12 protein-coding genes are annotated in these 13,062 nt (G+C 40.9%); all 12 read right to left on the bottom strand.

Features of this window, described 5'->3' with window-relative positions; genetic code table 11:
• Window positions 1–92 precede the first annotated feature (92 nt).
• Window positions 93–1,133 (bottom strand): recombinase RecA, encoded by a 1,041-nt coding sequence (gene recA, locus GHD25_RS06305; protein WP_164215525.1) that lies wholly within the window; start codon window positions 1,131–1,133, stop codon window positions 93–95.
• Window positions 1,134–1,308: 175 nt separating this feature from the next.
• On the bottom strand, window positions 1,309–2,568 hold the full coding sequence (locus GHD25_RS06300) for a competence/damage-inducible protein A (RefSeq protein WP_164215524.1): 1,260 nt from the start codon (window positions 2,566–2,568) through the stop codon (window positions 1,309–1,311).
• Window positions 2,565–3,143 (bottom strand): CDP-diacylglycerol--glycerol-3-phosphate 3-phosphatidyltransferase, encoded by a 579-nt coding sequence (pgsA, locus tag GHD25_RS06295; RefSeq protein ID WP_164215523.1) that lies wholly within the window; start codon window positions 3,141–3,143, stop codon window positions 2,565–2,567. Before pgsA ends, GHD25_RS06300 begins: the two co-directional genes overlap by 4 nt.
• A 184-nt stretch (window positions 3,144–3,327) precedes the next feature.
• Window positions 3,328–4,215, bottom strand: coding sequence for a helix-turn-helix domain-containing protein (locus GHD25_RS06290; RefSeq protein WP_164215522.1), 888 nt, complete (start codon window positions 4,213–4,215; stop codon window positions 3,328–3,330).
• 86 nt (window positions 4,216–4,301) lie between these two features.
• Complete coding sequence (locus GHD25_RS06285) at window positions 4,302–5,093, bottom strand: DUF3388 domain-containing protein (protein ID WP_164215521.1); 792 nt, start codon at window positions 5,091–5,093, stop codon at window positions 4,302–4,304.
• A 166-nt stretch (window positions 5,094–5,259) separates the two neighbouring features.
• On the bottom strand, window positions 5,260–5,523 hold the full coding sequence (locus GHD25_RS06280) for a DUF3243 domain-containing protein (protein WP_164215520.1): 264 nt from the start codon (window positions 5,521–5,523) through the stop codon (window positions 5,260–5,262).
• Between the two features lie 133 nt (window positions 5,524–5,656).
• Window positions 5,657–6,373 carry an elongation factor P 5-aminopentanone reductase gene (gene ymfI, locus GHD25_RS06275; protein ID WP_164215519.1) on the bottom strand — a complete coding sequence of 239 codons (717 nt, stop codon included), beginning with the start codon at window positions 6,371–6,373 and terminating at the stop codon, window positions 5,657–5,659.
• Window positions 6,374–6,384: 11 nt separating this feature from the next.
• Entirely contained in the window at window positions 6,385–7,668 is a 1,284-nt protein-coding gene (gene yfmH, locus GHD25_RS06270; protein WP_164215518.1) for an EF-P 5-aminopentanol modification-associated protein YfmH, read from the bottom strand.
• Complete coding sequence (gene yfmF / locus GHD25_RS06265) at window positions 7,661–8,947, bottom strand: EF-P 5-aminopentanol modification-associated protein YfmF (RefSeq protein WP_164215517.1); 1,287 nt, start codon at window positions 8,945–8,947, stop codon at window positions 7,661–7,663. The genes yfmH and yfmF overlap by 8 nt, the downstream gene beginning before the upstream one ends.
• Before the next feature lie 296 nt (window positions 8,948–9,243).
• Entirely contained in the window at window positions 9,244–10,203 is a 960-nt protein-coding gene (locus tag GHD25_RS06260) for an ABC transporter permease (protein WP_164215516.1), read from the bottom strand.
• Complete coding sequence (locus tag GHD25_RS06255; RefSeq protein ID WP_164215515.1) at window positions 10,204–11,250, bottom strand: ABC transporter permease; 1,047 nt, start codon at window positions 11,248–11,250, stop codon at window positions 10,204–10,206.
• Window positions 11,250–12,776 (bottom strand): ABC transporter ATP-binding protein, encoded by a 1,527-nt coding sequence (locus GHD25_RS06250; RefSeq protein WP_164215514.1) that lies wholly within the window; start codon window positions 12,774–12,776, stop codon window positions 11,250–11,252. The genes GHD25_RS06255 and GHD25_RS06250 overlap by 1 nt, the downstream gene beginning before the upstream one ends.
• Window positions 12,777–13,062: the final 286 nt, after the last annotated feature.

Raw genomic sequence — 13,062 nt, 5'->3', positions numbered from 1 at the left:
ATTCAATTATCAGCTGAAATGCCAATTGTGAACTCACTATCTGACCACCTCTAACAGGCTTTTCCTATTTAAGTCTATCATTCTGGCAGTTGCTATACATTCAGACTTCCCTGCTCAGCAGCTTCCTCATCTGTTTCTTCGGTCTTTTCATCCATATTATAATGATTGCGGACGGCCTGCTGTATTTCTGCCATCATTTCTGCATTTTCTTTCAGGAATTGCTTGGCATTTTCGCGCCCCTGTCCAAGCCGTTCACCGTTATAGGAATACCATGCACCGCTTTTATCGACGATATCCAGGTCAGAACCGATATCCAAAATTTCTCCTTCTTTGGATATGCCTTCCCCGTACATAATATCCACCTCAGCTTGCTTAAATGGTGGAGCTACTTTGTTTTTAACGACTTTAATTCTTGCTCTGTTCCCGACCATATCATTTCCCTGCTTCAAAGTCTCCGCTCTGCGGACCTCCAGTCTGACAGAGGAATAAAACTTAAGTGCCCGGCCGCCCGGTGTAGTTTCCGGATTACCAAACATAACACCGACTTTCTCGCGAATCTGGTTTATAAATATTGCTGTCGTCTTTGATTTATTTATTGCCCCCGACAATTTACGCAATGCCTGGGACATCAGCCTTGCCTGCAAACCAACATGGGAATCGCCCATTTCCCCTTCAATTTCCGCTTTTGGCACAAGTGCTGCAACTGAATCTACTACTACCATATCAACAGCACCGCTTCTGACAAGGGCTTCAGCTATTTCCAATGCCTGTTCTCCTGTATCGGGCTGGGACAACAGAAGCTCTTCTATATTTACACCTAAAGCGCGGGCATACCCGGGATCAAGTGCATGCTCTGCATCGATGAAGGCAGCTTGTCCGCCTTTTCGCTGGGCTTCTGCGATTGCGTGCAGGGCAACGGTGGTTTTACCTGAAGATTCCGGGCCATAGATTTCGATCACCCGGCCGCGGGGGTAACCGCCAATTCCTAAAGCTACATCCAATGCAAGGGATCCGCTTGGAATTGTTGCTATTTTTTGTTCTGCCTGTTCACCGAGCTTCATAATGGACCCTTTTCCAAATTGCTTTTCTATTTGTCTTAAAGCCATATCCAATGCTTGTTTTTTATCACTCAAAACGACTTCCTCCTTTTTTTGACTAATTACATCATACTATGTTTTGCTCCATTTGCCAAGAAAAAAGCGAATAGATGTTCTTGTATTTCTATAGCTATTTTAGCTTAGAAATTAAAAATTCCGGGACATAGACATGATAAAAAAATAAAATTAAAGAATTCCCGGAATGAGATTTTTATTTTCCATCATTTTTTAAAAAATTTAATAAAAGTTCAAAACCCTTCAGCATTGCCCTTCTCCGAATGGAATTCCGGTCTCCCTGAAATGTAAATTCCTTACCCACCTGATTTCCTTTCCGGTCACAAATTGCAATAAATACCAGTCCAACCGGTTTTCCTTCCGATTCTACCGGTCCTGCCACCCCGGTAAAACTGATGCCTATATCAGCATCAAGTTTCTGATATACATTGGACGCCATTTCAATGGCACATATTTCACTGACAGTTCCCGCTTTGTTAATCGTTTCTGCAGACACACCGAGCAGATTTTCTTTCACATTGGCATCGTAAGCAATAATGCCGCCCCGGCATACCTCGGAAGCTCCTTCCACTGAAACGAGTTTTTCTGTAAACATGCCGCCTGTTAAGCTCTCAGCAGCTGCCAGTGTTACATTTCGATTTTTCAGCATGGCGAACACGCGCTGCTCGATTGTCTGTTCATCAGCTCCGTAATAGTACGTCCCTACCCGTTTTAAAATTTCTTCTTTCGTATGGGTTATGAAGTTATTTGCTTCTTCAATGGAACCTGCATTTGCCGTCAGCCGTACTACTACACCATCATTTTGGGCCAATGGTGCAATTGTCGGATTGGTTTGTTTTTTTATTAAATCCTGCAAATCATGTTCCAGTGCAGATTCACCGATTCCTATAAATTTTAATACAGTTGATTGAATGATTTCCTCCTGACCGGTCAATTTTTGCAAATAGGGAAATACATCATTGCGTGCCAGGGATTTCATTTCTCTCGGCACTCCGGGTAAAAACACCCATGTTTTATTTTCATAGGCCATAATCATTCCCGGGGCCATTCCCACTCTGTTTTTCAGTACGGCCGCTCCCTCGAACACCCGGGCCTGTCTTCGATTATTTGGTGTCATCACGGATTTTTGTTTTTCAAAAAAAGTTTTTATTTTTTCCATGGAAGGAGTGTGTTCCACCAGTTCCAATCCGGTCATGGATTGAAATGCTTCTCTCGTCATATCATCATCCGTGGGTCCGAGCCCCCCGGTCACGATAATGATATCCGACCTGCTGTGTGCAAGCTTAAAAGCATTCAATACACGGGATAAATTGTCACCGACCACGATATGCTGATAAACATTAATGCCATATTTCGCAAGCGCTGCGGACAGCCATTGTGCATTTGTGTTTGCAATCTGGCCCAATAACAGTTCTGTACCGACAGCAATAATTTCCGCTTTATATTGTTTTGTCATTTCGAATCCCTCATTACATGCCAATTTTTCACAAAATAATCATAACCCGAGATCACGGTAAAGATTAATGCAGCATACAGCATAACCGTTCCAAATGGAAAACCAATATAGGAAAAAGGAAAATTATTCAGCAATAAAACGGCAATAGCAATCATTTGCGTTGCTGTCTTTAATTTCCCCATGCTCCCCGCTGCCAGTACAATTCCCTCGCCTGCGGCAACCAAACGAAGTCCGGTCACAGCCATTTCCCTTGATATAATAATAATAACGATCCAGGCCGGTGCTGCTCCCAATTCCACCAGCATAATTAAAGCAGCCGCAACGAGCAGTTTATCCGCAAGCGGATCCAAAAACTTTCCAAGATTGGTAATGAGATTATATTTCCTTGCATAATAGCCATCAACCCAGTCAGTGGCAGCAGCCACAATAAAAATTAAAGCTGCTATAAAATGGGCAACCGGCAGTTCTCTCTCTCCAATATTCCATTCTCCCCATTCCAAGGGCAGTGCTAAGAGCAAAATAAAAATTGGTATCATTATTATTCGGGATAAAGTTAATCTATTTGGTATGTTCATATATATTTTCCTCCCAATCTCACCTGTAAACAAATTCGACGCCGGCTGTAAGTCCTGCTGAACTTTTGCTGATAAAAGTCTTCCGCTCATATATCCATAAGCGGCTTTAGCACCTTTGTTAATCGCCAAGGTACAAAACCCTTCCAATCTGAACAATTCGGAAGGGTTTTATAAATGATTCGGTTCAATTATTAATATTCACCCAAATGCGCTGCACTACATTTTCATTCGGGTCAATTGGATATTCCAGCTCGGTGTCATTAAAGATAATCATTAAATCAGCTGCATTTCCTATATTAAAGTATACACTTTCTTCATCGGATACATCCAATTCGACCGGTGATTGATCCTCGGAAAACATTCCGCTGAATAAAGACTCTCCTGCCTCATTCTCAATTTCCAGCCATGTGTTGCCGCTCGACTCCAGCGTAAGCGTAACTTCATCCCCCGCATCATTTAAATCAAAGGTCGAATTTGTCCCGCTTGTTTCTTCCTCCACGATGCTTAATTCGGCTTCTGACTCTTCTTCCTCAGGTTCCTCATTTGCTTCTTCATTTGTATCTTCGGTTTCTTCTTCGCCGGTACCAGCATCTCCATCTGTATTCTCTTCCGGATTATTAATAATTATTTCTTCATTATCATTTTGCTCTTCCGGAGAGTCTGTATCGCCGTTTGACACTGCCAGCTGTATAAAATACCAGGCGGCAAAGAAAATACCAATTACCAGTAATATGACAATAATCGTCGGAAGCAGGGAAAAAATGGCATTGTTTTTTTCCGAGCTGCTATCTTTTCTGGTACGCTGCATTCGGCTATACTGTACTTCAGTTTCATCCTCCGTTTTTGGAACTTCTTCCTTATATTCCTCAAGCAATTCATTTGGATCAAGGCCTACCGCATTTGCATATTCCTTGATAAATGCCCTGGCATAAAATTTTCCAGGCAAAACTTGCAGATTGCCCTCTTCAATAGCTACCAGATAACGCTTTTGAATTTTGGTCGTTTCCTGCAGACTATCCAGGGATATATTTTTTTCTTCTCTGGCTTCTTTCAGTCTTGCTCCTATTTCCATAAAAAACACCATCCATTTTCATCAAACTTGGCTTACCGCTGAACCAATGTGACGGAAGCCTTTAACAGGAAATACTAAAAATCAAACTAAAAATCAAACATCGAAAATCCCTGTTGCTGATCAAACTGCTGCCTTTCCACATGCTCATAAGTAATTTCCTCATCCTCATGACTTCGCAGTTCTATAATATAATCAAAATCATCCATATCATATTCCGTCTGCTGAACAAAAATATCCGGATGTTCTACTACTTTAATGGATGGGAGCTGCATAACCTCTCTGATTAATTCCCAATGTTTTTCGTTTGCCCGGCTTTTAGAAACAACTCCATCTATAATATAAATATTATTTGCGTTATATTCACCTTCAACCAGCTGACTGCGCACTGTTTGCTTAAGTAATGTGCTTGATACGAACAGCCACCTTTTATTAGCTGAAACACTTGCAGCAACGACGGATTCTGTTTTTCCGACCCGCGGCATGCCGCGTATCCCAATTAATTTATGTCCTTCCCGTTTGAATAACTCAGCCATGAAATCTACCAATAATCCGAGTTCATCTCTAACAAACCGGACGAGTTTCCGGTCATCTACATCCATGTGTATGTACCTGCCGTGTCTCACAGCAAGTCTGTCACGGAGTTTCGGTTTTCGGATTTTTCTTACTTCAATCGTATCCATCGTGTCGAGAATGGACTGCAGCCTTGTTATATTTTCATCAAATTTCGATAAAATCAGCATGACCCTTCTTGATTTTTCAATACCATTAATCGTTACAATGTTAAATGACAGCATTCCTAATAAAGAGGATATATCTCCCAAAAGTCCAGGGCGGTTCTTTTTAATTTCATATTCCAGATACCATTCTGTTCGATCCATAAATATCCTCCCATTATATATACTTTACTAATGGTAACCAAACATCTTTAATAATGCAATATAAGTCTATAATAAATGATTTTCACTCCCATGAAAAGTGGAAGCTTAGGATAACGGGGAAATAAATGAAAAAGAAGCTGCTTTGCCGGAAGCAGCTCCTCGTTTCTTATTGATTCATGTTGCCTTGATTTTGTACAAGTTTTATCATAGTGTTCGCAATTGCTTGCTGTTCCTCTTCGGAAGCAGCGTTCCATAAATCTCTCAGTACGGTTTCTTCACTGTTTTTTGGATCTACACTTTGTGCCAGGTAGTCGCCTACTTCTTCAGCAACACTTTCTATTGTTTGCTGGCTCATTCCCTGCTGCTGTGCTTCCTGCAGCTTATTAGCCAAAAAGCCTTTCCATGAATCAAAATTATCAAGTACTGACATACACCTTGCCTCCTTCAAAGTTTTACATGTATAGTATTTGAATTTCCTTTTTTTTTATACACACGGAGACAAAGCGATTCCATATCTTTTCAGGAGGCCTGTAAAATGTCGTATTTCTATGTTAATACACAGGCTACCATCCGCCGGTCACGTTAATAATTTCACCTTGAATATAGTTCGATCTACTATCAAATAAGAAAGAGACGGCATGTGCTATTTCCTCCGGTCTGCCTGCACGGTTAGCGGGTATTTCGGAAATAAGCATTTCCTTTTCCGTCTCGGGAAGGTGCCCATTCATTTTTGTTTCGATAAATCCGGGACTTACCCCATTTACAGAAATACCAGAAGGAGCTGCTTCTTTAGCCAATGCCTTTACAAAGCTGTTTTGGGCGCCTTTCACAGATGAATAAATTACTTCATTGCTAGCTCCTTGTTCTCCCCAAATCGAAGTTATGAATATGATCGTTCCCGATTGCCGTTTAACCATTTGCGGCAATATATATTTGATAATCATCCAAGGCGCTTTAACATGTAAATTAATCATTTTGTCCATGACAGTCTCCGGTGTTTCCTGAAATACGCCAAAGTGGGCCAGTCCGCTTGCGAAAATAATACCGTCAACAGGGAACACGAGCTCAGTCAAAAATTTTTTCACGGCGGCATCTTCACATAAATCCGCCTGCAATACAGCTAATACGCTCGATTCTTCCAAGCCCTCCCTTAGCTGGTCAATCATCTTCCTGTTTGTATTATAATGCAACAGCAATGTATAGCCATCCTTTGCAAGCTGTTGTGCAATGGCTATTCCAATATCACCGCTTGCACCGATAATAAGTACATTTTTCCCCATTATAAAACTCCTCAGTCAGCAGAGATCGTACATACCGAAAGGAAATCCTCCCGAATCCAGTTTTGTACAAAATGATTTGCATCGTCTGCTGTTAATGCCTCGATGGCAGGGATAATCTCAAAAAAATCAATATCAAGCGCATGGTAGTGTGTATATTTACTGGCTATAAATTCGAGTGAATTCATGGAGCGCAGGAGCCGGCCGATTTTTTTCTTTTTCATCCGTGTAAAGTCTGCTTCGGAAAATGTTTCTTTTTTCGTGGACATTAACAGCTGTTTTGTTTTTTCGGCGAACTGCTCCGGTTCATTTGTATTGGTGCCGATTAATGTGTAGCCAAAATTCCCCTCTAAATTCGTTTCAAAATAAAAGCTTGCATCAATCAACTTTTCATTGTACAGCTCCTGATAGAATGAACCGCCTTTGGAGAAATAATGATCCAATACCATTCCCTGGAGAAGGTCATGCTTTAAATATGCCTCTCCTTTTAATGGTTCTACAGATTCCTTAATCCCTATGGTGCATTTGGGAATAGAAACAGGCATGTTGATCTTTTTCTCTTTCATGGCTACCTCCTTTGGCTCCTCCGGGTAGCTGCGATTAATTTCATCCATTTTTTTGAACGCTTTATTATTCTGATTTTCCTCAATGAATGTCATCAGCGTTTCTTCATTAAAGTTCCCCGTAATAAACAACGTCATATTTTCCGGATGGTAAAAAGTGTGATAGCAAGTATACAGGTCATCCTTCGTAATCGATTGAATAGAGTCTACGGTTCCTGCTATGTCGATATTTACCGGATGATGCTTAAACATGGCCTGAATGGTTCCCATAAATGATTGCCAATCAGGCTGATCATCATACATTTTAATCTCCTGGGCTATGATGCCCTTTTCTTTTTCCACGGATTCTTCAGAGAAGTATGGATCCTGTACAAAATCAATCAGTGTCTCCACATTTTTTTCAATATGATTGGTTGCCGAAAATAAATAAGCTGTTTTGGTAAATGAGGTGTATGCATTTGGTGAAGCGCCCTGCTTTCCAAAGTCTGCAAACACATCCCTGTCTTCTTTTTCAAATAATTTATGCTCCAGAAAATGTGCAATTCCTTCAGGTACGGTAATTGCTTCTTTTTTTCCAATTGGAACAAATGATTGATCGATGGAACCATAGTCTGTAGAAAATAATGCATAAGTTTTGGACATATCTTTTTTGGGCAGCAGGATGACTGTTAAGCCATTCTTTAGTTTTTTTGAATAGACAGTTTCATCAATATGGCTGTATGTTTGTTTATGCATCAGATGATCCTCCTTCCCGGGTAAGCAAATAAAGTGTGTCTTCCTCAATTTTTTTGCCGACGTCTATCACATCTTGTTTCGAAACCTTTTTAATGTTTTCGGTCATCTCCTCAGGGGTGCGTGTGACACCGCCTAAAACCTGCTGGTATAATAATTCAATAATTCCCTGCGGGTGATCCATCGTTTCCAGCAGCTGATTGACAATTAGATCTTTTGTTTCTGTTACATCATTCTCTGTAAAATCACCTTGTTTCATTGCTTCCATCTGTTTTTTAATGATATCTCTCGCTTTTTCAAAATCATCAGGTGCTATGCCGCTGAAGACGAGCAATAATCCTTTGTGACTCTCCAGCTTTGAGGCCGCATAATAGGCAAGACTGTTTTTCTCCCTGACGTTGATAAATAATTTAGAGCTTGGAAATCCGCCAAAAATGCCGTTAAATACCTGGAGCGAAAAATAATCCTTATCACGGTATGCGGTGTTGGTACGGTATCCAATATGGAGTTTAGCCTGCTGGATTTCCTGCTTTTCTACTACTTCCTTCTGTTTTACAGTTTGGTTATTTTCCTCATCTTCTTCCGGCACCTGGGGGTTACTTTTTCGCTTAAAGACGGCATTGAATTTATTTGTTACCTCTTCTTCATCAAAATCTCCATGGACATAAATATTCATCTGATCAGACTGTAACATGGTCAGGTAATAGGAATACAAATCTTCATTTGTTAAATCCTCCAGATCTTCCTCATAACCATGGACATGAAGCTGATACTTCTCCCCTTTACACATTTCATCAATAAGTCTCATGTTGGCATAGCTCATTTTATCGTCTTTTTGTGCATGTATTTTTTTTCTCAGTGTATCTTTTTCCCTGTTAAAAATCGCATCATTAAAACGGTTATCCTTAGCATGTGGGTTATATAGTATGTCGTGTACAAGGTCAATTCCTTCATTCATTATGTCCATATTATCCGGAATAAATTTTTTATTCGCCAATTCCATACGAATCGTAATAATATGACTCTCACCCTTCTTATTTCCGCCAATCCCAAGCACAGAACCATATAAATCATCAAGTTTCAGCTGCAATTCCTGCTTGCTTGGATAATTATTGGTCCCCTGATTCAGAACATAGGGAAGCAATGCTCTGTAAGTAATCGTCTCTCTGTTCAAGGGTGCTTTTAATTTCACCGTAATTGAATTTGTTTTAAATTTATAGCTTTTTATGAAATGGAGTTGGTATCCATCCTGCTTACTTACATATTCTTTTATTGACGTCATGTAACATCCTCCCGGTTTTAGCGTATTTCCTCTTTATTTTGTACACATTTATTTTCTATATGTACTTCATTATAGAGCAAAAAAAACCGACTTGCTAATATTTTCCGGCAAGTCGGTTTTTTCACATTAAATAGTATCGATTAAAGAACTTCAGCACGAAGAAACACCGTAGTCATTAGTTTAAAAGGCGGAACCAAAATTTAGCGAAGTCCCTGATTCTCGATCTGGAACGGGCATACCCGCCAAGATCCGAAAATTACTCTTATTCTCAAACCTTGCGCATGGCTTTTGTGCTATTATCTGCTCCCTTTAATATACGGCTGTCCATTTGCTTTCGGTGCTTCCGCTCTGCCAATAAATCCTGCAAGCGCAAGGATAGTCAGCACGTACGGAGCGATTAACAGGAATACCTGCGGCACATCCGCGAGAAGGGGAATTCCTGCGCCAATGACACTCAGGCTTTGAGCAAAACCGAAGAATAGTGCGGCGCCCATTGCCCCTAGTGGGTGCCATTTACCGAAGATGACTGCTGCCAATGCCATAAACCCTTGTCCCACAATGGTTGCGTGCGAGAAATTGAGCGCAATTGTCAATGCAAACACAGAACCGCCAAGACCACCTAAAGCTCCTGACAGAATCACGGCAATGTACCTCATTTTATATACATTGATACCATTTGTATCAGCTGCCATCGGATGCTCTCCCACTGCCCTCAAACGCAGCCCAAATGGTGTTTTATATAATACATACCAGGCGAGAAATGCAAGAATGATCGCTAAATATGAAGTCAGATACATATTTGAGAACAATATATCTCCGATGACCGGTATTTCTGAAAGAATTGGTATATCTATCGTATAAAATGGCTGGGAGACCATATCTGTCTGGCCTTTATCATACCATTGCTTAGTAAGGAATATGCCCAGTCCCAAAGCAAGGAAATTAATTGCCACTCCGCTAACCACTTGATCAGCATGAAAACTGACGGCCGCGACAGCATGGATTACGGAAAACAAAGCTCCGATAAGCATGGCCACGATGATAGAGATCCAAGGTGTCCAAGCACCAAAAACATCTGCAAAAGTAAGGTTGAAAACCACCCCTACAAATGCCCCCATTACCATAAGGCCTTCCAAGCCAATATTAACTACACCTGAACGTTCACTGAACACTCCGCCTAGAGCCGTAAAAATTAAAGGTGCTGAAAAGAAAAGGGCAGGGGGAATAATTGATTGCAATAAGTCAATGAATCCCATTTATTTCTCCTCCTTTTTAAAGCGAAGTATGGCCCAGCGGATAATATAACTGGAAGCAACAGAGAAAATGATGAGAGCAATAATAATGTCCACCAATTCATTTGGCACGCCTGCTTCGGTAGGCATATTTAATGCCCCCACTTTTAAAGCACCGAACAAAATGGCTGCAAGCACAATACCTATAGCCGTGTTTGCGCCCAACAATGCAACCGCTATGCCGTCAAAACCCAAATTGGAAAAGCCGCCGCTCACTGTCATATTTCCAAATGTTCCAAGTCCTTCCATAGAACCTGCCAAACCGGCAAAAGCACCGGCGATCACCATGGATAGGACAATATTTCTTTTTACATTCATACCGGCATATTTGGATGCATGCTTATTAAAACCTACAGATTTTAATTCGTAACCAATGGTGGTGCGCTCGATAATAAACCACATAATCATAGCGGCAAATAAAGCGATTAAAATTCCGTAATGCATTCGGGAAAAATAAGTTAATGACTGCAGCCACTCTGAAGACAGTGAAGCGGTTTCTGCGATTCTTTCCGTGCTATTCTCACTGTCTGACAGTACGTTTCTTATAATGGCATTGGAACTGTACAAGGCAATATAATTCAGCATAATGGTAACAATTACCTCATGTACACCAAGGCGTGCTTTTAAAATACCGGGGATGAATCCCCAAATTGCTCCCGCAAGAGCTGCAACAAAAATAGCAAGCGGGAGATGTATGTACATTGGCGCATCTACCGTGATGCCAATCCAAACTGCGGACAGCCAGCCGACAATCACTTGCCCTTCTGCCCCGATGTTGAATAAACCGCTGCGGAAAGCAAAACCTACCGCCAGACCGGTTAAAATGTATGGGGTTACCTGACGTACTGTCTCCCCGAAGAAATAGGCATCCCCAAAAGCACCTTCCCATAGGGCAGCATACCCCTGGATCGGATTATAACCAAAAATAAGCATAATAATGGCACCTGCCAGCAATCCGATAAAGACAGATATCAGCGGGACTAAAATATTAAAGGTTTTGTTGGATGTCATTATTCCCCACCTGCCTTTTCTTTCTTGCTTCCGGCCATTAATAAACCGAGTTCCTGTTCATTTGTCTCTTCCGGTTTTCTTTCGGCAACAATTTTCCCGTCAAAAATTACTGCAATCCGGTCACTCACATCCAGGATTTCATCCAGTTCAAATGAAACTAATAATATAGCTTTTCCCCTGTCTCTTTCTTCGATTAGTTTATTATGAATAAATTCAATTGCTCCGACATCAAGCCCTCTTGTAGGCTGGGCAGCAATTAGTAAATCAGGGGACCGGTCTACTTCCCTTGCTACAATAGCTTTTTGCTGGTTTCCTCCGGACAATGCTCTTGCCTTGGTATAGGCGCTTGGTGTACGGACGTCATATTCTTTGATAAGACTTTCCGCTTTTTTGTAAATTTCCTTGTAATTTAATACTTTGTTTTTCGAATAAGGTTTTTGATAATAGGTTTGAAGCACTATATTTTCCCCTATTGGAAAATCAAGCACCAGACCGAATTTATGCCTGTCCTGTGGAATATGGCCAATTCCGCTTTCAGTAACCTTTCTCGGCGATAAATTAGTGATATCTTTATTATTTAATTTAATTTTGCCGGATTCTGCTTTCATCAGGCCGGTTATGGCCTCGATCAATTCAGTTTGTCCGTTTCCGTCAATCCCGGCTATACCGACTATTTCACCAGCACGAATTTCCAAATCAAGTCCTTTTACCATATCGACTTTCCGGGAATCCCTGACAACCAAATTTTCTATATTCAGCACTGATTCCTGCGGAGCAGCTGGTCCTTTTTCGGTTTTAAAGCTGACTTCTCTTCCCACCATTAATGATGCAAGTTCTGTTACAGTTGTTTTGGCAACATCAAGTGTCCCTATCCCTTTTCCTTTGCGTATTACAGTGCAGCGGTCACATATTTGCATAATTTCTTTTAACTTATGCGTAATCAGAATAATGGACTTTCCTTCTGCAATCAGGGATTGCATTATTTCCATAAGCTCTGTAATTTCCTGTGGAGTAAGTACAGCAGTCGGTTCATCAAAAATAAGTACATCCGCTCCGCGATAAAGCGTTTTAAGTATTTCCACACGCTGCTGCATCCCTACAGAAATGTCGCTGATTTTTGCTTTGGCATCTACCCGGAGTCCGTATCGGTCAGAAAGTTCCTGCACCTCTTTTTCCGCTTTTTTAAGATTGATACTGCCTTTTTTTGTCGGTTCGTTTCCCAGAATAATATTTTGTGTAACTGTAAAAGGCTCTACCAGCATAAAATGCTGGTGAACCATCCCTATTCCCAGATCATTTGCCACATTGGGATCCGTTATTTTTACTTGTTCTCCATTTACGCGGATTTCTCCTTTTTCAGGCTGATACAAACCGAAAAGGACGTTCATCAATGTAGATTTCCCAGCGCCATTTTCCCCAAGTAAAGCGTGTATTTCTCCTTTTTGCAGCTGTAAGGTTATGTTGTCATTTGCAACAATCCCCGGAAATTCTTTGCGTATATTCAGCATTTCAATAACGTAATCCATTGCAGTCTCACTCCTTTACTTACAAGTAGATCAATCAGATATCTTTCGCAGTACAAATTTTTCCGGATCTTATGTATAAGGACTTCAGCTACTCCTTTTTCATTGCCGGGTCTTTGCGATATCCTAAATCTAAATTTTAAATCATATTACACATTTTAAAGTGTTTTACTAAAGGGATGAGGCTGTCTCTTAAAGGGGATACGACACTGCAGTATACAAATCTATTGGAAACCAATAAAATTCGCTGCAGCTTCAGTGTCTTTGATCCCTTTATTTTTGGACAGCC

Source organism: Virgibacillus aidingensis (genome assembly GCF_010994035.1).
Classification (GTDB): domain Bacteria; phylum Bacillota; class Bacilli; order Bacillales; family Amphibacillaceae; genus Virgibacillus_N.
Note: the sequence above shows the minus strand (reverse complement) of the source record. Positions and strands in the feature narration are given on the sequence as shown.

Coding starts and splice junctions, on each gene's coding strand:
- GHD25_RS06300 (WP_164215524.1), bottom strand. CDS start 2,568: ATGACAAAACAATATAAAGCGGAAATTATTGCTGTCGGTACAGAACTG.
- pgsA (WP_164215523.1), bottom strand. CDS start 3,143: ATGAACATACCAAATAGATTAACTTTATCCCGAATAATAATGATACCA.
- GHD25_RS06290 (WP_164215522.1), bottom strand. CDS start 4,215: ATGGAAATAGGAGCAAGACTGAAAGAAGCCAGAGAAGAAAAAAATATA.
- GHD25_RS06285 (WP_164215521.1), bottom strand. CDS start 5,093: ATGGATCGAACAGAATGGTATCTGGAATATGAAATTAAAAAGAACCGC.
- GHD25_RS06280 (WP_164215520.1), bottom strand. CDS start 5,523: ATGTCAGTACTTGATAATTTTGATTCATGGAAAGGCTTTTTGGCTAAT.
- ymfI (WP_164215519.1), bottom strand. CDS start 6,373: ATGGGGAAAAATGTACTTATTATCGGTGCAAGCGGTGATATTGGAATA.
- yfmH (WP_164215518.1), bottom strand. CDS start 7,668: ATGCATAAACAAACATACAGCCATATTGATGAAACTGTCTATTCAAAA.
- yfmF (WP_164215517.1), bottom strand. CDS start 8,947: ATGACGTCAATAAAAGAATATGTAAGTAAGCAGGATGGATACCAACTC.
- GHD25_RS06260 (WP_164215516.1), bottom strand. CDS start 10,203: ATGGGATTCATTGACTTATTGCAATCAATTATTCCCCCTGCCCTTTTC.
- GHD25_RS06255 (WP_164215515.1), bottom strand. CDS start 11,250: ATGACATCCAACAAAACCTTTAATATTTTAGTCCCGCTGATATCTGTC.
- GHD25_RS06250 (WP_164215514.1), bottom strand. CDS start 12,776: ATGGATTACGTTATTGAAATGCTGAATATACGCAAAGAATTTCCGGGG.